Raw genomic sequence first — 20,575 nt, 5'->3', positions numbered from 1 at the left:
TGAGCCCAATCGGATCACTCTACCCGAAGAGATGCGGCTCAAACCCCTCCAGCGAATGATTCGTCCTTCTCCGTGTTCTCATTTCTCAATACGACCGGCGAGTGTCCACAAGGGCGTACGCTCAGCGCTGTCTTCCGAGGATCAACAACAGGAAGCGGTAGGGCACATGGCGCATGGGCTGCGGCAACCGATCATCGCGCAACATCTGCTGCTGGAGCGCCACCGGGAACTCCGGGCGCTCGACACCTCGTTGGCGGACCTGCGCGACACTGTCGGCGGCGTACCGCGAGCGCAGCACACCGGACTGCTCGCCTTCACCGGCTCGGCCGGGCTGGGAAAGACGGCGCTCATCGCGGAAGCACGCACCCGGGCCGCGGCACACGGATTCACGGTGCTCTCGGGCAAGGGCGGCGAGAAGGAGCAGGAGCTCGCTTTCCGCGTGGTGCGCCAGCTCGTCCAACCCACCCTGGCGGCGATGGACGAGACGGAGCGCCGGGACCTCCTGGGGAGTTGGTACGACATCGTCGCCACCGCGCTCGGTCTTGAGGCGACCGGCACCGCCCGGGTACCGGACCCGACCGGGGTGCGCGACGGCCTCGACTGGGTCATGACGCGCCTCACGGTGACGAAGGCGCCTGTGGTCCTGCTCCTGGACGACATGCACTGGGCCGATGTCGAGTCCCTCAACTGGCTCGCCTCGTTCGCCCCGCGGGCCGAAGACCTTCCGCTGCTGATCGTCGTCGCCTACCGGCCCGACGAACTGCCGCCCGAGGCGACCGCTTTTCGCGCGCTCGTCGAACGTCACGAGAACCGTCCCCATGTTCTGGCGCCGCTCTCCGCCGCCGGCGTGGCGCAGATCGTCAGGAACGAGGTGGGCGAGGGGGCCGAGGACGGTTTCTGCGAGGAATGCTGGACGGCCACCAATGGATGTCCGTTCGAGGCCGTGGAACTCGCCATCCGGCTCGGCGAACACCATCTGAAGGGCACTCAGGACGAGTTGCCCACAATGCGGGAACTCGCCTCGGCGGTCAAGGGACCCGGGTTGCTCGATCGACTGCACCGGCTCGATACGGCCACCGTCCGCTTCGCCTGGACCATCGCCGTCCTGGGCACGTCCATCTCCCCGGAGCTCGCCGCCACCATCGCGGTGATCGGCAGCGAGGAAGCCGCCCGGGCAACCAGGAAGCTGCGCGCCGCTCGGATCCTGGCGGACACCCCCGGGCCGGGAGGCGGCTTGGAGTTCGTCCATCCCACGATCGCCACAGCCGTCTACGAAAACATCCCCGCAGGCCTGCGGGTCGGTCTGCACAACAAGGCAGCGGAAGCCGTCCTTGCGGCGGGGTTCGGCCCCACCACCGCCTCCCGGCATCTGCTGGAGGTCCCCTGCGAGGGAAAGCCCGAAGCGGTCGTATGCCTGCGGGAGGCCGCCCGTGAGTACCTTCGTGCCGGAGCCCCGGAGGCCGCCCGGCGCGTCCTGACCCGAGCGCTGCAGGAACCGCCCTATCCGGAGGACCGTGCGGCGATCCTCCACGAACTCGCGTGCGCGACCTTTCTGATCGAACCCGAGGCCACCGTCAGCCACCTCCGGGCGGCGCTGGCAGAGCCCGGAGTCAACCCCGAACTGCGCGCCTCCATCGTCTACCGGCTGACCCAGGCGCTGGCCCACATCGACCGGGTGGCCGAGGCGGCGGCCGTGGCGGCCGACGAGGCGCGGCAGGCGACCAATGCACGTATCCGACTGCGCATGCAGGCCGATCACTTCGGATGGAGCGCCTTCCGCACCGACGAGCCCGACTCGGCATCGCGCTCTCGCACGTTGGCGCGACTGGCCGAGCGTCTGCCGAGGCGCGGTCTGGAGGAGCGGTACATCCTGGGACTGCGAGCCTGGGACGCGATGATGCACGGTGAGCCGCGGCAGACCGCCCTCGAGTACGCCGAGGAGGCGCTGCGTGGCGGACTCAGCTGGACCAACGAGAACCGGGGCTTCGAGGTGCCCGTTTCGGTCGCCCTGGTCTTTATGTACTGTGACCAGCCACGACGGGCCGAAGAGTTGTTCACCAAAGGCATGGCCGAATGCGAGACCAAAGGCTGGCGCGGCTCCCACCTGGCCGTCGGGCAAACCCTCTTCGGCTACATCCGCTACCGTCGCGGCTGCCTGACCGAGGCCGAGGAACTGGTCCGGGAAGGCCTGCGTACCGCCGAGCGGGTGAAAGGGGCGGTGCCCGCCCAGTGGTTCGCCATCGGCATCCTCATCCAGACACTGCTGGCCCGTGGGCGGACCGAGGACGCGCGTCGGCTCGCCGACTTCTACCGCTACGGCGAGGTGGTCCCGAACGCCGTCATCTATCCGGACCCCCGCACGGTGTACGCCGAACTGCTCCTGGCCGAGGGACGGCGCTCCGAGGCCGAGCACCTGTTGACCGCCGTCGGGGACTGGCTGGAGTCACGGGCCTGGCGCAACCCGGCCTGGTGCCCCTGGCAGCTGAACCTGGCGTCCGCTCTCGCACGCACCGCTCCCGACCGGGCGATCCGCCTCGCCCGGGATGCCGTCAAGCAGGCCCGGGACTTCGGTGCGGTCTCCGCGATCGGCCAGGCGCTCCACACCGAGGCCGAGGTGACCGGCGGAGCGTCGGCGCTCGACCTGTATGCGGAGGCGGTCGAACATCTGGAACGGTCGCCCGCCTCGTACGAGCTGGCCCGGGCACTGGTCGGCTACGGCACCGCGCTGTCCCGGAACGGCCGGCTGCAGGAGGCCGCAGACCGTCTCTACCAGGGCCAGGAAGGCGCCGTCCACTGCGGCGCCGAGGCTCTCGCCACCCGGGCCAGGGAAGAACTCTCGGCAGCCGGGCTGCGGCCGCTGCCCCTGCGCTACGCACAGACGGACACGCTCACCGCTCCCGAACGCAGGGCCGCCGAGTTGACGGCCCAGGGGCACCCGGCAGCGGTGGCCGCGAAGGAACTGCGCCTCACCGAGCAAGGCGTGAACCGGCTGCTCTCCTCCGTGTACCGCAAGATCGGCACCGATGCCGCCGGCCTCGCCAGAGCCCTGGAGACGTTTCCGCGCCCCCGGATGTGACCTGAAGGTCCGGCGGAGAGTGCCCCGACGATGCCACGGCGGTGTCGTCGGGGCATCTGCGTTCATCCATGCGGACGCCATGCCCATCGCATCTTCGGCCTGGACACCCACACCAAGGACATCGAGGACGGAGCCAGGAACGTCAGGTCGAACACCTCAGATGGTCGGCCGTCACCTCGGCGCCCCGCCGGAGCCCCAAGAGCCTCAGGCCCTCCGCCGAGCCCACCCACATCGTGTTCGCCCGCCGGCCCGCCGCCGGATCGTCCGGCACCTTCCCCACTTCGGGGGAACCCTGGGCCGCCGGAGCGCTCGGTGCGGGTTCGGGCGGCTACCCCGGCGCCGGCTCGGCGTCGCCGTATTCGTCGTGCCAGTTCCACCATGCGTACGGAGGGGTCTGGGGATAGCCCTCGGGCGAGTCCTCCCACGTCTCCTGCCGTCCGAGCGCACTCATGTCGAGGTAGCTCCACGTACTCCCCAACGCCTCGTCACCGCGGACGTTGATGAAGTAGGTGCGGAACACGCTGTCGCCGTCGCGGACGAACGCGTTCGTACCGTGCCACTCGTCCACACCGAAGTCGGTGTCGAAATCGCCGGTGATCGTGTACCAGGGCATCGTCCAGCCCATCCGCGCCTTGACGCGTTCGATGTCCGGCTGGGGCGCGCGCGAGGCGAAGACGAGAGTGGTGTCGCGGGCGTTGAGATGAGCGAGGTGGCCGACGTGGTCAGCCACCATGGAGCAGCCGACGCAGGCGTGGTCGGGCCAGCCGGACACGCCGGGCTCGAAGAAGGCTCGGTAGACGATCAGCTGACGGCGGCCCTCGAACAGGTCGAGCAGACTCGCCCTGCCCTCGGGTCCGTCGAACTCGTACCGCTTCTCCACTGCCAGCCACGGCATCCGCCGACGCTTGGCGGCCAGTGCGTCACGGGCGCGGGTCAGCTGCTTCTCTTCCACCAGAAGCTGCCGGCGCGCGGCCTCCCACTCCTGCGGCGAAACGATCGGGGGTGTCTTCATTGCGACGTTCACCTTCCAGTTCGGTCCGGTCGCTCCGGGCGAGCGTGTGATCGATATCGAGTACCCTCGGCGACTCAGCTCACGAACATCGCCGTCCCGTTCACCCACGTCCCCGTGACCGCCCCGGCCCGTTCCGAGGCGAGGAACGCCGCCAGTTCCGCGACCTCGCGCAGCCGCGGCGAAGCGGCGAGCATGCGCAGGCCGTCCAGCGTGTCCAGGATGCCCTGCAGCGCCTCGGGACTCGCCAGCGCCGGGTTCACGGCGCCCAGCGAGACATCGACCGACCCCGCCTGAGCCATCACGGCATCCGCGTGCTCCTCCACCGCCCGCTGTCGAGCGCGTCGACCACGGCCGGGTGCGCCCGGCCGCCGGCCGCCTCGATGTCCTTGGCCACCACCTCGACCTTGGCCGCCGTCCGGCCGACGAGGAAGACGCGGGCGCACTCGCGGGCGAAGGTGCGGGCGACGGCGCCGCCGATGTTTCCGCCGGCCCCGTAGATGATCGCGTTCTTGTCCCGCAGCAGCATGATCGCTCCTCGTGTGACGCCCTATGACGCCGTATGCCGTCGTCTGCCGATGTCGGCTGTACAAACCCACGGCGAGCGCGAAAGTCATCGCTCCCGGGCGGAAAACTTCAGCGGCTGTCCGAACGTCGGCAGCAGGTGCGGCTCGAAGGTGGTCCCCGGCCGCCGCACGCGCACCGGACCCCGCTCACCGGCGCTTGCCAGACGCCGTTGCCCGGCGTCGGCGTGATCCGCCGGACCGGCCCTTGCGCAGGAAGCGCCGCAGCCGTGCCTGCGGCCAGGTGTTGATCACGTCGTCCTTGGTCAGCCAGCCGCGCTGAGCCGTCCCCACTCCGTAGCGCATGTTGGCCAGGTGGATGACGGAGTGGGCGTCACTGTCGACGGCGAACTTCACCCCGTGCCGCTTGGCCCGCAGGATGTGCTCGTCGGAGAGGTCGAGCCGGTCCGGATGGGCGTTGATCTCCAGGGCCGTGCCGGTACGGGCGCAGGCGGCGAAGACCTCGTCGAGGTCGGCGTCGATGCCCGGCCGCTTGCCGAGGATGCGGGTGGTGGGGTGGCCGATGATGTTGACGTACGGGTTCTCGCAGGCCCGGACCAGCCGACGGGTCAGTGCCTCCCGCCCCTGGTTGAAGTGCGAGTGCACCGAGGCCACGCACAGGTCGAAGTCGGCGAGGAACTCCTCCGGCCAGTCCACGTCGCCGTCGGGGTCGATGTTCAGCTCCGCGCCGTGCAGCAGTCGCATGCCGCGCCGCCTGCCGTGCTTGTGAAGGGTGCCGTCGAGTTCCCGTACGCGCTCGCGCTGGGCCAGCATCCGCTCGTCGGTCATCCGCTGCATGTACAGGTTCGGTCCGTGGTCGGTGATCGCGTAGTAGGCGTAGCCGCGCTCGGCGGCCGCGGCGGCCATCTCCTCCAGTGGGGCGAGGCCGTCGGTGAGGTCGGTGTGCGTGTGCAGATCGCCCCGGATGTCCGCCTCCACCACCAGGTCGGGCAGCTCGCCGTGCAGCCCGGCCTCGATCTCTCCGCGGTCCTCGCGCAGCGTCGGCGGGATCCACGGCAGGCCGAGCCGGGCGTACACGTCCTCCTCCGTCTCGGAGACGATCTTCTCCCCGCTCTCGACGTCGAACAGTCCGTACTCGGAGAGCTTGAGTCCCTGGTGTACGGCCAGCTCCCGGGTGCGGATGTTGTGCGCCTTCGAACCGGTGAAGTACTGCAGCCCCGCTCCCCAGGAGTCCGGCGGCACGACCCGCAGATCGACCGCCAGGCCCTTGCTGGTGCGGACCGACGTCTTGGCCTCGCCGTGCGCGATGACCTCGGTGACGTACGGCAGCTCCGTGAACGTCCGCATGAACGGCGCCGACTTCTTCGCCGCGACGAGGACATCGATGTCCCCGACCGTCTCGCGGAGACGACGCAGCGACCCGGCATACGTGCAACGCCGGCAGCCGGTCACGCGGGACAGCTCGGAGACGATGTCCTCGGCGAGGTCCATGGCGACGTCGAGCTGGACACGGTCCCCGGAGGACTGGAGGAGCCCGATGCCATGGAGGATGTTCTCCTCCGTCTTCGGTCCGAAGCCCTTCAGGTCGCGCAGTCGCTCTTCGTGGATGGCGTCGGTCAGTTCGTCGATCGAGGAGATGCCCAGTTCCTCGTACAGCACCAGGGCCTTCTTCGGGCCGAGCATGGGGATGGTCGTCAGCCGCCGGACGCCGGCCGGGATCTTCGCCCGCAGCTCCTCGATCGCGGACACGCGGCCGCTGCGGTCGAACTCGACGATCTTCTCGGCGATCGACTTGCCGACGTTGGGGATCTCCTGGAGGCCCTTGACGTCGAGCGTGGACACATCGGCGTGGTAACCGCCGATCGCGCGGGCGGCCTTCTCATAGACACGTACCCGGTATGCGTCTCCTCCTGTGATCGAGATCAGATCCGCGTACTCCTGGAACAGCGCGGCGACCTCGTCATTGGTTCGAGCCATGTGTGCCCTCCCCTACCGGTTGGGCTTCGCCGCGCTGATGTCCCCGAGCGGCGATTCCGGCTCCCGTTCGACGGTCAGGTCGCCGAGGGAGACGACGCCCACGGGGTGCCCGTCGTCGACGACCGGTATCCGGCGCACGGCGTGCTGGCGCATCAGCTCGGCCGCGCGGTCCAGGTCGTCGTCGGGGCCGACGGAGACCAGGTGCTCGCTGCACACCTGGGCCACCGTCGTGTACTCCGGGTCCTCGCCCGCGGCGATCGCCCGGACGACCAGGTCGCGGTCGCTGACGAGCCCGCGCAGTCGGCCTTCCTCCGTGACCAGGACGGCCCCGATGTCCTGATCGCGCATGAGCCGGGCCACTGCCGTCACCGAGGTGAGAGGTTCGACCGTCACGGGTGCGCCGGTCATGATGTCGCGTACGTGCTGAGCCATGAGACGCTCCCTCGCCCGGTCCTCGGCGGTGTCTGTCACCACCGCTCGCCTCCGAGTACCCGCCGGACAGCGCCCGCCACCTCGGAACCGCTCCGTACGACCCCGTCGTTCGGGACGGCCGGATTTCGACGCCACGGTCCCGTCACACGCGTCAGCCGAGGAAGCTGAGCCGCACCTGCCGATTCGGGTTGTCCCGGTTCGTGTCCACGAGACACACCGACTGCCATGTCCCGAGCTCCAGTCGTCCACCGACGACCGGCAGGGTGGCGTGGGGCGGGACGATGGCCGGGAGGACGTGGTCGCGGCCGTGGCCGGGGCTGCCGTGGCGGTGCTGCCAGCGGTCGTCCGCCGGGAGGAGGGAGTGGAGGGCGGCGAGGAGGTCGTCGTCGCTGCCGGCTCCGGTCTCGATGATCGCTACGCCGGCGGTGGCGTGCGGGACGAAGACGTTGAGGAGGCCGTCCCGGCCGGCGGCCGCCTCCCGGAGGAACGCCTCGCAGTCGTGTGTGAGGTCGACGACCGTCTCCCGGGAACCGGAGGCGACGTTCAGGACTCGGGTGGTGAAGGCATCGGACATGCTCCAATCCTCGCGCACCGCGAGGGCCGCGCGCGGCTCGGCCTCGGAGTCCTGGTCATCGTCCCTTGGGCTCCGGGAAGATCCGTGACCCCGGTGCGGTTAGTAGAAACATGAACTACACCGGGGTGAGAGACGTCGATGTCGTCGTGACAGGCGCTGGTCAGGCCGGACTGTCCAGCGCCTATCACCTGCGCCGCGCCGGTTTCGAGCCGGAGCGGGACTTCGTGGTGCTGGACCACTCCCCCGGCCCCGGTGGCGCCTGGCAATTCCGCTGGCCGTCGCTGACGTACGGCAAGGTGCACGGGATGCACGCGCTGCCCGGCATGGAGCTCACGGACGCCGACCCGGCGCGGCCCTCCTCCGGGGTCATCACCGAGTACTTCGCCACGTACGAGCGGACCTTCGACCTGCGGGTGCGGCGGCCTGTCGACGTGTGGGCCGTGCGGGAGGGCGCGGACAGGCGGCTGCTCGTCGAGACCTCGGACGGGACATGGGAGACACGGGCGCTGATCAACGCGACGGGCACCTGGGACCGGCCGTTCTGGCCACGCTTTCCCGGCCAGGAGACGTTCCGCGGGCGGCAGTTGCACACGGCGCAGTACCCGGGGCCCGAGGAGTTCGCCGGGCTGCGGGTGGTCGTCGTGGGTGGTGGCGCGTCCGGCACACAGCACCTGCTGGAGATCGCTCCGTACGCGGCGGCCACCACCTGGGTGACCCGGCGGCCGCCGGTGTTCCGCGAGGGGCCGTTCGACGAGGACGCGGGCCGCACGGCCGTCGCCCTCGTCGAGGAGCGGGTCCGGCAGGGGCTGCCGCCGAGGAGCGTGGTTTCGGTCACGGGGCTGCCGTTGAACGACGCGATCCGGAAGGGCATCGCCGACGGCGTCCTGGACCGGCAGCCCATGTTCGACCGGATCACTCCGGACGGGGTGGAGTGGGACGACGGACGCCGCGTGGACGCGGATGTCATCCTCTGGGCGACCGGTTTCCGGCCGGCCGTCGATCATCTGACGCCGCTGCGACTGCGCGAGCCGGGCGGCGGCATCCGCGTCGAGGGGACGCGGGCGGTCGCCGATCCGCGGGTGCATCTGGTCGGGTACGGACCGTCGGCCAGCACGATCGGCGCCAACCGGGCGGGGCGGGCGGCCGTACGGGACATCAGGCGGCGGCTGGCGGGCGAGCCGGTGGCGGCCTGACGCACCCGGTACTCGGCTCGGCCGGTCGCGCCCTGACGCCCACCCGCACTCGGCTCGACCGATCACGGCCTGACGCCCACCCGCACTCGGCTCGGCCTGTCGCACCCTGACGTCCCGTCACCCGGCTCAGCCGGCCGCGGCCTTCCTGCGGTTCTCGTTGAACTCGGCCACGTTCCGCAGGTGTTCCTCGTACTGGGCCGTGAAACGGGTGTCGCCCGGCTTGACCGTGACGAAGTACAGCCAGTCGCCCGGCGCCGGGTTGATCGCGGCGCGCATGGCCTCCTCGCCGGGGTTGGCGATGGGGGTGGGCGGCAGGCCCATGCGCTGGTACGAGTTGTAGGGGCTGTTGATCCGCGTGTCGTCGGGGGTGGTGTCGAGCGTGGAGCGGTTCAGCGCGTAGTTGATGGTGGAGTCCATCTGCAGTGGCATGCCGCGCTCCAGGCGGTTGAAGATGACCCGGGCCACCTTGCCCATGTCGGCCTTGGTGGCCGCCTCGGCCTGGACGAGGCTCGCGATGGTGACCGCCTGGTAGACGTTCATGGCGTTGCGCTGGGCCCCGGCGGTGATCTGGCCGCCGTTGAACTTCTTGTGCGCGGTGTCGGCCATGGACGTCAGCAGGGATTCGGGGGTCGCCTTCTCGTCGAGGGGGTACGTCGCCGGGAAGAGGTATCCCTCCGGGTTGCCCTCGGCGTCGTTCGGGAGGTTGAGGCGGGCCTTGCCCAGGGATTTCCTGGCGGTGCCGGCGGGCAGGGCGAGGGCCTTGTCGACGGCTTCGTAGACCTGGCTCGCCCGCCAGCCCTCCGGGATCACCAGGGACGTGGGGCGCTGCTCCTCGTCACCGCTCCCGACACTCAGCAGCGGCACCGCCACGGCGGTGGCCGCCACGACGGCTCCGGTCGCGATGAGGGCGAGCCGGCCCCGGCGCGTCAGTCGAATCGTGCTCCGTGGCGGAGTGTTCATCTGCATGCGGGCACGGTAACCCTTAAATCATCTCAAACCCGGCATATCTTCATCTTGTCGGCTCCAGTTGGGCGTCCCGGCGCACGAGGGCCGCGTACCGGCCGTCCCGCTCCAACAGCTCCTCGTGCGTGCCGCGTTCGACCGCACGGCCGGAGTCGAGGGCCACGATCTGGTCGGCACCCCGAACGGTGGACAGCCGGTGGGCGATGGTGAGCGTGGTGCGGTTGGCCGAGAGCGCGTCGATGGCCTTCTGCACGGCGTGCTCGGTCCGGGTGTCCAGGGCGCTGGTCGCCTCGTCGAGGATGAGCACGGGCGGGTCGCGCAGGATGGTGCGGGCGATGGCGAGGCGCTGCTTCTCACCGCCGGAGAAGCGGTGCCCGCGCTCGCCGACGACCGTGTCGTACCCGTCGGGCAGGGAGGCGATGTGGTCGTGGATCTGGGCGGCCCTCGCCGCCGTGTGCAACTCCTCGTCGGTGGCGTCGGGCTTGGCGAAGCGCAGATTGTCGGCGACCGAGGCGTGGAAAAGGTACGTCTCCTGGGAGACGACGCCGACCGCGCGGGCGAGCGTGTCGAAGTCGAGGTCGCGCACGTCGACGCCGTCCAGCGTGACGCGGCCGCCCGTGACGTCGTACAGCCGTGGCACCAGATGGCCGAGCGTGGACTTGCCCGCGCCGGTCGGGCCGACGACGGCGAGGCTGCCGCCGGCCGGGACCGTGATGTCGATGCCGTCGAGGATCGGTGCGGCCGCGTCCTCGCCGTCGTAGCGGAACTCCACCTTCTCGAAGCGGACCTCGCCCTTGACCTGGTCCAGGCGGACCGGCCGCTCGGGCTCGGTGATGTCGATGGGCAGGTCGAGGTACTCGAAGATGCGCTGGAAGAGCGCGAGCGAGGCCTGGATCTGGACGCCGGTGGAGAGCAGGCTGACCGTCGGCCGGAACAGGCCCTGCTGGAGCGAGACGAACGCGACGAGCGTGCCGATCGAGACAGCCGGGCCGCCGAACTGGAGAGCCAGGCCCGCGGTCCAGTAGATGACGGCGGGCATGGCCGCCATGACGATCGTGACGATGGCCATGCGCCAGCGCCCCGCCATGTTCGCCCTGACTTCGAGATCGACGAGCCCCTCGGACTCCTCGGCGAAGGCCTTCGTGAGCGAGTCGGCGCGGCCCATCGTGCGGCCGAGAAGGATGCCGCTGACGGAGAGCGACTCGGTGACGGTCGCGGCCATGGCGGCCATCTGCTTCTGCCGCTCGGTGGTGATCTTCTTGCGTTCGTTGCCGACACGCCGGCTTATCCACACGAACAGCGGCAGCAGGAGCAGGGAGACCACGGTCAGCCGCCAGTCCAGGGCGAGCATCGCGACGACGGTGGCGACCACGCTGGTGAGGTTGGAGACCAGCGAGGTGGCGGTCGAGGTGACCGTCGCCTGCATGCCGCCGATGTCGTTGGCGATGCGGGACTGAACCTCGCCGGTGCGGGTCCGGGTGAAGAAGGCGAGCGACATGCGCTGGAGCCGGCCGTAGACGGCGGTGCGCAGGTCGTGCATGACGCGCTGGCCGACGGTCGTGGAGATCAGGGTCTGCAGCACGCCGAAGATACTGGTGAGGACCGCGCTGAGGATCATGCCGAGCGCGAGCAGGCTCAGCAGACCGGTGCGGCCCTCCGGGATCGCGGTGTCGAGGATCTCCTTCAGCATGAAGGGCGTGGCGACCGAGACCAGCGACGCGGCGCCGACGAGCAGACCGACGACGGCGAGACGGCCGCGGTAGGGACGGAACAGCTTCAGGATGCGACGCACCTGCCGCGGCTGACCGGAGTCGGGACGCGGCGGTGTCCAGGCGGGTTGATCGTCGGGATGCATGGGCTCCTACGGGGCGTGAGACGAGGGACGACCGGGAGAGCGTAGCTCATTGTTACCTATACTCACAATGAGCGGAGTCCTGATATTGTTCCCGCATGACCACCCCCGACGCCGACGGCCTGCTCGCCGAGCAGCTGTTGCGGCTGACCCGCCGCGTGCACCGCATCCAGAAGCGCCATCTGGAGCTGAGCGGACTGGCCATCACCCCGGCCCAGTCCCGGCTGCTGCGCACCCTGGCGCACTACGGTTCGCCGCCCCGCATGGCTGATCTGGCCGAGCGCCTTGAGGTGGTACCCCGGGCCGTGACGACCCTCGTCGACGGCCTGGAGGCGAGCGGCCGGGTGCGCCGGGCACCCGATCCCACCAACCGGCGCGTGATACGGATCGAGGTCACGGACGAGGGACGCAAGGCGCTGCGGGAGCTGCACGAGGCGCGCCGGAGAGCGGCGGAGGAGATCCTGGCCCCGCTCACGGACGAGCAGCGCGAGGCGCTCGGCGGGCTGCTGGACACCTTGATCGACGGCACGCCCGGTCCGGAGCGCGGCTGCTGAGACACGACGGCACGACGGCATGACGAGGGGCCCGGCGCAGTGCTGCGCCGGGCCCCTTCGAGTGACGGTGAACGGTGACGGGCGGAACGGTCAACTCGCCTCCGTGGCGGGCTCCTTCACTCCGCTCACGGACTCCGGGTCCGGGTCCGACGGCGCGGCCGCCTCCGCCAGGACGTCGGCCTCGGGTGCCTTGGACGCCTTGGACGTGCTGACGGCGGGAGCCTTGTCCGTGCCCCCGGCCTCGGCAGCGTCGTCGTCCTCCTCCACGAACTCGATCTCCCTGTTCAGCATCTTCCTCGCCCGGTCCGTGTCGAGGGCACCCTCCCAGCGGGACACCGCGAAGACGGCGACGCAGTTGCCGAGCAGGTTCGTGACGACGCGCATCGAGTCCATGATGCGGTCCACGCCGAGCAGCAGGGCGACGGCTCCGGCCGGGAGGACCCCGAGCGCCGAGGCGGTCGCGGACAGGGCGAGGAAGGCCGAACCCGGCACGCCCGCCATGCCCTTGCTGGTCAGCATGAGCACCAGGAGCACGGTGATCTGCTGGCCGAGGCTGAGGTCCACGCCCACGGCCTGGGCGATGAACAGGGTGCCGATGGACAGGTAGAGGGAGGCGCCGTCGAGGTTGAAGGAGTACCCCGTCGGCAGCACCAGGCCCACGGCGTCGTCGCGGGCGCCGGCCTGACGCAGCTTCTGCATCACGCGCGGCAGGACGGACTCGGTGGACGCGGTGCCGAGCGCGAGGAGCATCTCCTCACGGATGTAGCGGAGGAACTTCCACAGGCTCAGCCCGGTGACCACCTTGAGGGCCACGGCGAGCAGTACGACGAAGAGCGCCGCGGCCGCGTAGCACAGGACGATGAGCTTGGCGTACGTCTCCATCACGCCGAGGCCGTACTGCCCGACCAGGTGGACCATAGCGCCGAACACGGCGAGCGGCGCCAGCCTCATGACGAAGCCGACGATCGCGAAGATGACCTCCTGGGCCTGCTCGATGGCGGGCATGATCGCGGGCACCTTGGTGTGGCCGAGGTGCAGCAGCGCGGTGCCCACCAGACAGGCCAGCACCAGGACCTGGAGCAGCTCGTTCTCGGCGAACGCGCCGATCGCGCTCTGCGGCAGCGCGTTCAGGATGAATTCACTGGTCGTGGGCAGCGAACCGCCCCCGGTCTTGTCGTCGACCGCCGCGGTGTCGAGCTGCGACGGGTCCACGTTCATGCCCGACCCCGGGCTGACAACGTTGGCAGCGATCAACCCGAGGACGAGGGCGACCGTGGACGCGACCTCGAACCAGATCAGGGCCTTGATCCCGATCCGGCCGAAGGCCTTCAGATTGCCGGCCTTGGCGATGCCGACGACCACCACGCAGAACACGAGCGGTGAGATGACCGTCTTGATGAGCCGGATGAAACCGTCGCCGAGCGGCTGGAAGGTCGTGGCCGTGTCGGGCCACAGCTTCCCGACGGCGATTCCGAGCACGAGCGCGCAGGCGACCTGCGCGAACAGTGAGGTACGCAGTATGCGTGCGGCGCGTCGCGGTAGGGACGGTGCGGACTGCGGCACGGGCACTCCTCCGATGGGATTTTCTGACATGCGGAAAATTGCTTCCGCGCCGTTCACTATTGGCGAGTTGTTGATCCCTCCGGCTTCCTCGATGTGACAGCCGTGTAAATCATGGAACCGGCGTCACAGCGCACACTCAGGGCATCAACAGCCGCTTCGGTCGTCCGTCAGCACACCCTGCACGGTGGTTACGGTCCGGTCGTAGCACCCGCCCGAGCCGTACAGCCGGTAGCGCTCGCTCGTCGTCCCGACCGCCTGCCGCTGATCGCGCGGCACGTATGCCGTATACGTGGCGTCGCCCGTGTACGTGTCGTCCAGCCGCGACCACGCGGTGCGCCGCCCGCCGAGAGCCTCCGTGACCGCCGCCCGGTCGGTGAGCGTCAGGACGGTCCGCAGCCGGTCGCCCGCGCCGAGCGTCGTCGTGCCGTCCATCGTGTACGTCCGCCGCGTGCGCGTCGTCTTCGCCGGGCCGCGCCCGTCGACGACGAGCGTCTCGTCGTCGGTCCAGGTCGCGTCCAGGCTGTCGGGGTTCTCGCCGTCCGCCCAGGTGTGCGCGGAGGTGTTGCCCAGGGTCCGCCGCACGGTGGTCGTCACACGGCCGTACGAGGTGTCGACGTACCCGGCGACCGTCAGCCGGTGGCCGCCCTCGGTGTCGAGGCGGTGCTCCGAACCGGGCCTGTACGTCGAGGAGTTGGCGAGGCCGGACGCCTGGAGTCCGGTCAGCGCGCCGGTGACGTGCTCGCGCCCCTCGTCCTGCCAGACGAGGACGTTGACCGGGGTGCTCCACCCGCTCTGCCCCTCGGGAACACCGGCGACGGAGACCTCGACCCGGTGCGGGCGGCCGTCGTTGAGGAGCCCCGCGAACGGGGTCAGGTCGTACTCGATGGGCTTGATGTCGAAGGCGCGGAGGCCCGGAACCACGTACCAGAGGAAGGGGTTGGACCAGCCCCCGGTCCACACGGTCGGGAACGGCGCGGCGATTCCGGCGAGCCGGCCGTCGACCCTGATCTGCACCTCGCGGTAGGGGCCGTCGTCCGCCTTGCAGGAGTACGGCGCGGAATCGGGCACCGTCAGATACCAGTACTCCTCGCAGCCGCCACCCGAGCCGGTGGCGTACACCTCGGCGACGATGCGTTCGCTGTTGCGCGGGGTGGTGAGGGTGTTGTCGTCCTGGAGGGTGAGGACGCGGTCGGGGGTTGCCGTTCCGGCGGGCCTGCCGGTGTAGAAGGTGAGCGTGACCTCGATGTCGAGGATGCCGGTGTACGTGTCGTCGACAACGTTGCCGATGAGCATCTCGACGGGCTGGGCGGTGCGCAGGGTGTCGCTGTAGCGCGTGATGTCCTTCTCCACGGACCACTCGATGCCGTCGGGCGAGGGCTGCGGGGTGGACGTACGGAAGACCTCGACGCCGCCGATGTGCAGATAGCCGAGGCGGTCGAACTGACGGCCCTTGACCTTGCCGTCGAGGCGCAGCACGACCTTGCTCCAGCGGTCGCCGCAGTCGCGCGGGGGCGCGTAGGTGCCCTCGTACGGCGTGAAGTCCCTGAACTGCGCCTCCGCGACGGTCAGTTCGCAGGACTTGGTGTGCGGCTTGGTGACCGGTGGGACGGCGGTGACGGGGTCGTGCCAGTCGGTGCCGAACTCGGCGGGGATGTCGGCGGGTTGGGCGGGGCTTGCCCCGAGGAGGGTGCTCGCCAGGAGGGTCGCTCCGGCGAGCATGGACATGACTATCCGACTTCTCATGGGCGGTGTTCTACGGGGAGTTGGCCCCGGTCCGCAATGAGGCCTCAGTGATGAGGGCTCAAGCCTTCAGCTCCGCCTTGTCCCCCATCACGATCACCGGGTGCTGCGCCGGATCGAGGGTGCGCAGCAGGTACTCCATGCCCGACTTGGACAGACTCACGCAGGCCGACGTGCCGCTGCCGTGGTCCATGTGCAGCCAGATGCCGCCGCCCTTGGACTGGCCCTCAGGACGGGTCGGGTCGAGCGGTGAGGTGCCCTTGACGCGGTTGTAGTCGATGGCGATGACGTAGTCGAAGTCGTGCCAGTGCGACTTGGCCCAGTATTGCGGGGCCTGGAAGGACGCGGACTCGGTGTAGGGGAGCTTGGCGCCCGGGTCGGCGAGGACGCCGCCCGCGTCGCTGAGGGTGAACACGCCCACAGGGCTGCGCTTGTCGCCCTCGCGGTGGTCGGTGGTCCAGCCCTTCTTGCCGTTGTGGCCCTCCCAGCTCCGGGACTCCTTCCAGGTGGAACCCTGCTTGGTGTAGAGGACGATGGTCGAGTCGGCGTCGTCCTTGCCCTCGCCGTAAACGGCCACGACCTGACGGGAGTCGGCGGGGATCTGCTTCTGCAGGCGATCGCCGACGTCCGGGATACGGGTCGGATCGGCGGCGGGCGCCTGGGCCTGATCGGCCTTGCCGCCGGAGGGCTGCGCGTCGGCCTCGGCGCCGCTCCCGTTTCCGTCGTTCGAGCCGCCGCACGCCGTGAGGGACATCACCAGGACAGCGCAAGCCCCCGCCGCTGCCCACGTACCGCATGTTCGCCTGCCGTCTCGCATGCCGTCCATCGTCGCACCGCGTCGCGGGCGTGTGCCGCCCGCCCCGGCCCTCCTCAGCCAGTTTGTGCTCGGTCAGGGCCGAAACTTTGCCTCACCACGGAAAACCGTTTGCCTCCGACCACGCTGTGACGCGAACCTTTCACGGCTTGTCGCCGACCCTGGCGGTCGGCCGGATCCGCCATCGGGCCTCGTGGCCCGCCCCACCCCTGACACGAGCCACTGGGACCTCACACGTCATGCAGATTCAAGACCTTCCGTATCCCGACCCGGGCGTACCGGACGCACGCTCGGGACCCCGATTCCTGTGGTGGCTCGGCCGGAATCAGCTAGGCGGGCAGCTCAAGGCCCTCGCCTGGGGCCTGTTGCACTTCGTGGCCGTCTCCGGGCTGCCGTTCGGGGTGGGCTTCGCCGTGCAGGCCGTCGTCGACCGCTCCGGTGCACGGCTCGCCCTCGCGGGCGGTCTGCTGGCGCTGTGCGGCGCCGGGGTCGCGCTGGGCGACACCTTCCTGCACCGGTCGGCGGTCACCAACTGGATCACCGCGGCCGCGCGCGTCCAGCAGCTGCTGGCCCGCAAGACGGCGCAGTTGGGCTCGGCGCTGACGCGGCGGGTGGCGGCCGGGGAGGTCGTCGCCGTCTCCACGGGGGAGGATGAGCAACCTGATAAGCCCGTCAAGGGCAAGGGAAAGCGACCCGACTCCGGGGACGCCGCCGAGACGCGCATGAACACGGCAGCTGTTGTAATGGTGTCCACCGGCGACGTGGAGAAGATCGGCTGGTTCGTGGAGGCCGTGTCACGGTTCACCGCGGCCGCGGTCACCGTGGTGATCGTCTGCGTCGGCCTGGTCGTCTACCAGCCTGCGCTCGGCGTCATCGTCGCCGTGGGCGTACCCGTCCTCGCCCTCGCCGTGCTGCCGCTGCTGCCCCGGGCCACCCGGCGTGCCGACTTCCAGCGCGAGAAGGCGGGCCGCGCCACCGAACTCGCCTCGGACACGGTCGCGGGCCTGCGCGTGCTGCGCGGCATCGGCGGCGAGGAGCTGTTCCTGGACCGCTACCGCCGGGCCTCCCAGGAGGTCCGCCACGCGGCCGTGCGCAGCGCCCGGATGTGGGCCCTGATCTCCGCGATCCAGGTGCTGCTGCCGGGGCTGCTGATGATCGCGGTCGTGTGGCACGGCGTGGGCCTGGCCCGCGAGGGCCGGATCACAGTCGGTGAGCTGGTGACCGTGTACAGCGCGGTCATGCTGCTGACCTATCCGCTGCGGCACTTCGAGGAGATCGCCATGGCGTACTCCTTCTCGCGTCCGTCCGCCCGGCGGGCCGCCCGGGTACTTTCCCTGGAACGGGCCACGGACAGCGAGGGATCACGCGAGGCCGCCGTACCGTCCGGCGACCTGTACGACCCGGCGACCGGGCTGCTCGCGCCCTCCGGACGTCTCACCGCAGTGGTGTGCGGCGACCCGGACGCGGCGGGGCGGCTGGCGGAACGGCTGGGCGGCCACCCTTCCGAGGAGGGAGTCTCGGTGCTCCTGGGCGGCGTACCGCTCGACGAGCTGCCGCTCTCCAGTGCGCGTACGGCCGTCCTGGTCCAGGACAAGGACCCGGTGCTGCTGTCCGGCACCCTGCGGGAACTGTTCGACGTCCCCGCTTCGGGCGAGGTGAGCGCCGAGGAGGCGCTGGCCGCCGCGCAGTGCGGTGATGTGCTGGACGCGCTCGCCCAGGGGTCGCTGGACGCCGAGGACCCGATGGACGCGCGGATCACCGAGCGCGGCCGGTCCCTGTCCGGCGGGCAGCGCCAGCGGCTCGCGCTGGCCCGGTCCCTGATCACGGACCCGGAGGTGCTCGTCCTGGATGAGCCGACGTCCGCCGTCGACTCCCACACCGAGGCGCGCATCGCGAACGGTGTGCGGGGGCTGCGGTCGGGCCGTACGACGGTCGTGTTCACCTCCTCACCGCTGCTCCTGGACCTCGCGGACCGGGTCGTGCTGGTGCACGAGGGCGAGGTCGTGGCGGTCGGCGTGCACCGCGAACTGGTGCGCAAAGAGCCGCGGTACCGGGCCGTGGTCACGCGCGAGACTGAAGACGAGACCGAAGAAAAGACCGAAGAAAAGACCGAACAGCAGTCCGCCCTCGACGGCGTGCTCAAGGAACTGGAAGAGATCGAGGAGACCGCATGATCGGCGTGGCACCACCGGCGTACGACCCGGCCGCGCCAACGACGGCGAACACCCTGCCCGTCGGCGCCCCGGCGACCGTACGCGCGTATGTGACCGAGCTGTTGCGCCGGCACCGCCGGGCCTTCGCCCTGCTCATCACCGTCAACACGATCGCCGTCGTCGCCTCCATGGCGGGCCCCTACCTGCTGGGCGGACTCGTCGAGCGTGTGTCGGACGGCGCTCGTGAACTCCATCTCGGGCTCACGGCCTCGCTGTTCGTCGTCGCCCTCGTCGTCCAGGCCGCGTTCGTACGGGAGGTACGGCTGCGCGGTGCCATGCTCGGCGAGCGGATGCTGGCCGACCTGCGGGAGGACTTCCTCGTACGGTCGGTGGGGCTGCCACCGGGCGTGCTGGAGCGGGCCGGCACGGGTGACCTGCTGTCCCGGATCACCACGGACATCGACCGGCTCGCCAACGCGATGCGGGAGGCCGTGCCGCAGCTGGCGATCGGGGTGGTGTGGGCGGGGCTGCTGCTCGGCGGTCTCGCCGTGACCGCGCCGCCGCTGGCGCTCGCCGTGCTGGTGGCCGTGCCGCTGCTGGTGGTCGGCTGCCGCTGGTACTTCCGGCGCGCACCGTCCGCCTATCGCTCGGAGGCCGCCGGGTACGCCGCCGTCGCCGCCGTCCTCGCGGAGACCGTGGACGCCGGGCGTACTGTCGAGGCCCACCGCCTGGGCGAGCGCCGGATCGCGCAGTCGGACCGTCGTGTCCAGGAGTGGACCGCCTGGGAACGGTACACGCTCTGGCTGCGGTCGGTGCTCTTCCCGGTCGTCAGCCTCACGCATGTCACGGTCCTCTGCTCGGTCCTGATGATCGGCGGGGTGTTCGTCCTGGAGGGGTGGATCGGGGTCGGCCAGCTGACGACGGGCGCGCTCATCGCGCAGATGCTCGTCGACCCGGTGGGCCTCATCCTGCGCTGGTACGACGAGCTCCAGGTCGCCCAGGTGTCGCTGGCCCGGCTCGTGGGCGTGCGGGACATCGAGCCGGACGCGGGGGACGTCTCCGTGGCCCCCGACGGGCGTGACGTGCACGCCGACAGGGTGCACTTCGGGTACCGGGCCGGGGTCGACGTGCTGCGCAAGGTGTCGCTGGAGGTCGCACCCGGCACGCGGCTCGCCCTGGTCGGTCCTTCCGGCGCGGGCAAGTCCACGCTGGGCAGGCTGCTCGCCGGGATCTACGCGCCCCGCGACGGCCGGATCACCCTGGGTGGCGCGGAGCTGTCCCGTATGCCGGCCGAGGACGTCCGCTCCCACGTGGCGCTCGTCAACCAGGAACACCACGTCTTCGTGGGCTCCCTGCGCGACAACCTGCTCCTCGCCCGTACCGGTGCCGAGGACGCCGAGCTGTGGGCGGCGCTGGGCGCGGTCGACGCCGACGGCTGGGCGCGGGCCCTGGACGACGGGCTGGACGCCGAGGTCGGCTCGGGCGGGCTCGCGCTCACCCCGGCCCAGGCCCAGCAGATCGCCCTGGCCCGGCTGGTGCTGGCCGACCCGCACACGCTGGTCCTGGACGAGGCGACCTCGCTCCTCGACCCGCGCGCGGCCCGCCACCTCGAACGCTCCCTGGCCCGCGTCCTCGACGGCCGCACCGTCGTCGCCATCGCCCACCGGCTGCACACCGCCCACGACGCCGACGTCATCGCCGTCGTCGAGAACGGGCAGATCACCGAACTCGGCAGCCACGACGACCTGGTCTCGGCGGACGGGGCATACGCGGCGCTGTGGAGGTCTTGGCACGGGTGAGGTGACACGGGTGAGCGGAGGGGCCGGGCGGGTGGCCCGACTCGGGGTCTGCCGCGGGCGCGGCACGGCCGGGTCGGGGTCGGGTCGCCCGGTGAGCGGGGCTCGGGGTGGCCACCGGGAGCGGGCGCGCGCTGCTTCGGGCCGGGTGACACGGGTAGACCCGGGTCCTGGATCCCCGGGTCCCGAATCCCCGGGTCGGAAGCCCCAGGACGCCCTGGTGCGAAGCCACAAGCCGCCCTGGTGCAGAAGCACCCGCAGGCCACCCTGGGCCATAAAGCACAAGCCACCCTCGGCCGGAAGCCAAGCCGCCTCCGGCCGAGAGACCCCACCCCTGCCGAGAGACCCCCTACGT

The 20,575-nt window shown here is 70.6% G+C and carries 16 protein-coding genes; 5 read left to right on the top strand and 11 right to left on the bottom strand.

The window, feature by feature from the left end; genetic code table 11:
• The first annotated feature begins 166 nt into the window (after positions 1–166).
• Complete coding sequence (locus ACWD3C_RS05460) at positions 167–3,076, top strand: ATP-binding protein (protein ID WP_451140319.1); 2,910 nt, start codon at positions 167–169, stop codon at positions 3,074–3,076.
• Positions 3,077–3,404: 328 nt separating this feature from the next.
• Here ACWD3C_RS05460 and ACWD3C_RS05455 read toward each other — a convergent pair whose 3' ends face one another.
• The 6 genes from ACWD3C_RS05455 to ACWD3C_RS05430 all read right to left on the bottom strand — a co-directional run bounded on the left by ACWD3C_RS05455 (position 3,405) and on the right by ACWD3C_RS05430 (position 7,592).
• Positions 3,405–4,088, bottom strand: coding sequence for a DUF899 domain-containing protein (locus tag ACWD3C_RS05455; RefSeq protein ID WP_451140317.1), 684 nt, complete (start codon positions 4,086–4,088; stop codon positions 3,405–3,407).
• Between the two features lie 74 nt (positions 4,089–4,162).
• Positions 4,163–4,390 (bottom strand): hypothetical protein, encoded by a 228-nt coding sequence (locus tag ACWD3C_RS05450; protein WP_451140315.1) that lies wholly within the window; start codon positions 4,388–4,390, stop codon positions 4,163–4,165.
• Complete coding sequence (locus ACWD3C_RS05445; protein ID WP_451140313.1) at positions 4,387–4,614, bottom strand: SDR family NAD(P)-dependent oxidoreductase; 228 nt, start codon at positions 4,612–4,614, stop codon at positions 4,387–4,389. Before ACWD3C_RS05445 ends, ACWD3C_RS05450 begins: the two co-directional genes overlap by 4 nt.
• Before the next feature lie 184 nt (positions 4,615–4,798).
• On the bottom strand, positions 4,799–6,586 hold the full coding sequence (gene polX, locus ACWD3C_RS05440; protein ID WP_451140311.1) for a DNA polymerase/3'-5' exonuclease PolX: 1,788 nt from the start codon (positions 6,584–6,586) through the stop codon (positions 4,799–4,801).
• Positions 6,587–6,598: 12 nt separating this feature from the next.
• Positions 6,599–7,018, bottom strand: a complete 420-nt coding sequence (locus tag ACWD3C_RS05435) for a CBS domain-containing protein (protein WP_451140309.1) — start codon at positions 7,016–7,018, stop codon at positions 6,599–6,601.
• A 151-nt stretch (positions 7,019–7,169) separates the two neighbouring features.
• On the bottom strand, positions 7,170–7,592 hold the full coding sequence (locus tag ACWD3C_RS05430) for a secondary thiamine-phosphate synthase enzyme YjbQ (RefSeq protein ID WP_451140307.1): 423 nt from the start codon (positions 7,590–7,592) through the stop codon (positions 7,170–7,172).
• Positions 7,593–7,702: 110 nt separating this feature from the next.
• On the opposite strand from ACWD3C_RS05430, the gene ACWD3C_RS05425 reads away from it, so the two are divergent.
• Positions 7,703–8,785: an NAD(P)-binding domain-containing protein gene (locus ACWD3C_RS05425; protein WP_451140305.1), complete on the top strand. Its 1,083-nt coding sequence runs from the start codon at positions 7,703–7,705 to the stop codon at positions 8,783–8,785.
• A gap of 126 nt (positions 8,786–8,911) precedes the next feature.
• Here ACWD3C_RS05425 and mltG read toward each other — a convergent pair whose 3' ends face one another.
• Both mltG and ACWD3C_RS05415 read right to left on the bottom strand, forming a co-directional pair.
• Complete coding sequence (gene mltG, locus ACWD3C_RS05420) at positions 8,912–9,751, bottom strand: endolytic transglycosylase MltG (protein WP_451140303.1); 840 nt, start codon at positions 9,749–9,751, stop codon at positions 8,912–8,914.
• 43 nt (positions 9,752–9,794) lie between these two features.
• A complete protein-coding gene (locus ACWD3C_RS05415) occupies positions 9,795–11,603 on the bottom strand; it encodes an ABC transporter ATP-binding protein (protein ID WP_451140301.1) in 1,809 nt (602 codons plus the stop codon).
• A gap of 95 nt (positions 11,604–11,698) precedes the next feature.
• On the opposite strand from ACWD3C_RS05415, the gene ACWD3C_RS05410 reads away from it, so the two are divergent.
• On the top strand, positions 11,699–12,154 hold the full coding sequence (locus ACWD3C_RS05410) for a MarR family winged helix-turn-helix transcriptional regulator (protein WP_451140299.1): 456 nt from the start codon (positions 11,699–11,701) through the stop codon (positions 12,152–12,154).
• A gap of 90 nt (positions 12,155–12,244) precedes the next feature.
• Here the strand turns inward: ACWD3C_RS05410 and ACWD3C_RS05405 are convergent, their stop codons facing one another.
• The 3 genes from ACWD3C_RS05405 to ACWD3C_RS05395 form a co-directional block, all read right to left on the bottom strand.
• Positions 12,245–13,717, bottom strand: a complete 1,473-nt coding sequence (locus tag ACWD3C_RS05405; protein ID WP_451140297.1) for a cation:dicarboxylate symporter family transporter — start codon at positions 13,715–13,717, stop codon at positions 12,245–12,247.
• A gap of 144 nt (positions 13,718–13,861) precedes the next feature.
• Complete coding sequence (locus ACWD3C_RS05400) at positions 13,862–15,460, bottom strand: peptide-N4-asparagine amidase (RefSeq protein WP_451140295.1); 1,599 nt, start codon at positions 15,458–15,460, stop codon at positions 13,862–13,864.
• 58 nt (positions 15,461–15,518) lie between these two features.
• On the bottom strand, positions 15,519–16,274 hold the full coding sequence (locus tag ACWD3C_RS05395; protein ID WP_451140293.1) for a L,D-transpeptidase family protein: 756 nt from the start codon (positions 16,272–16,274) through the stop codon (positions 15,519–15,521).
• Positions 16,275–16,510: 236 nt separating this feature from the next.
• Between ACWD3C_RS05395 and ACWD3C_RS05390 the strand changes: the two genes are divergently transcribed.
• Together ACWD3C_RS05390 and ACWD3C_RS05385 are read left to right on the top strand one after the other, a co-directional pair.
• Complete coding sequence (locus tag ACWD3C_RS05390; protein WP_451140291.1) at positions 16,511–18,445, top strand: ABC transporter transmembrane domain-containing protein; 1,935 nt, start codon at positions 16,511–16,513, stop codon at positions 18,443–18,445.
• Positions 18,442–20,223: an ABC transporter ATP-binding protein gene (locus ACWD3C_RS05385; RefSeq protein WP_451140289.1), complete on the top strand. Its 1,782-nt coding sequence runs from the start codon at positions 18,442–18,444 to the stop codon at positions 20,221–20,223. Before ACWD3C_RS05390 ends, ACWD3C_RS05385 begins: the two co-directional genes overlap by 4 nt.
• The last annotated feature ends 352 nt before the right edge of the window (positions 20,224–20,575 follow it).

The sequence above is a fragment of the Streptomyces sp. NPDC002845 genome, from assembly GCF_053591955.1.
The sequence above is the reverse complement of the archived record's forward strand: the minus strand, read 5'-3'. Positions and strand labels throughout refer to the sequence as shown.

Bases quoted from the DNA above. Each gene is read 5' to 3' on its own strand.
- ACWD3C_RS05460 (WP_451140319.1), top strand. From the start codon at position 167: ATGGCGCATGGGCTGCGGCAACCGATCATCGCGCAACATCTGCTGCTG.
- ACWD3C_RS05455 (WP_451140317.1), bottom strand. From the start codon at position 4,088: ATGAAGACACCCCCGATCGTTTCGCCGCAGGAGTGGGAGGCCGCGCGC.
- ACWD3C_RS05445 (WP_451140313.1), bottom strand. From the start codon at position 4,614: ATGCTGCTGCGGGACAAGAACGCGATCATCTACGGGGCCGGCGGAAAC.
- polX (WP_451140311.1), bottom strand. From the start codon at position 6,586: ATGGCTCGAACCAATGACGAGGTCGCCGCGCTGTTCCAGGAGTACGCG.
- ACWD3C_RS05435 (WP_451140309.1), bottom strand. From the start codon at position 7,018: ATGGCTCAGCACGTACGCGACATCATGACCGGCGCACCCGTGACGGTC.
- ACWD3C_RS05430 (WP_451140307.1), bottom strand. From the start codon at position 7,592: ATGTCCGATGCCTTCACCACCCGAGTCCTGAACGTCGCCTCCGGTTCC.
- ACWD3C_RS05425 (WP_451140305.1), top strand. From the start codon at position 7,703: ATGAACTACACCGGGGTGAGAGACGTCGATGTCGTCGTGACAGGCGCT.
- mltG (WP_451140303.1), bottom strand. From the start codon at position 9,751: ATGCAGATGAACACTCCGCCACGGAGCACGATTCGACTGACGCGCCGG.
- ACWD3C_RS05415 (WP_451140301.1), bottom strand. From the start codon at position 11,603: ATGCATCCCGACGATCAACCCGCCTGGACACCGCCGCGTCCCGACTCC.
- ACWD3C_RS05410 (WP_451140299.1), top strand. From the start codon at position 11,699: ATGACCACCCCCGACGCCGACGGCCTGCTCGCCGAGCAGCTGTTGCGG.
- ACWD3C_RS05400 (WP_451140295.1), bottom strand. From the start codon at position 15,460: ATGAGAAGTCGGATAGTCATGTCCATGCTCGCCGGAGCGACCCTCCTG.
- ACWD3C_RS05395 (WP_451140293.1), bottom strand. From the start codon at position 16,274: ATGCGAGACGGCAGGCGAACATGCGGTACGTGGGCAGCGGCGGGGGCT.
- ACWD3C_RS05390 (WP_451140291.1), top strand. From the start codon at position 16,511: ATGCAGATTCAAGACCTTCCGTATCCCGACCCGGGCGTACCGGACGCA.
- ACWD3C_RS05385 (WP_451140289.1), top strand. From the start codon at position 18,442: ATGATCGGCGTGGCACCACCGGCGTACGACCCGGCCGCGCCAACGACG.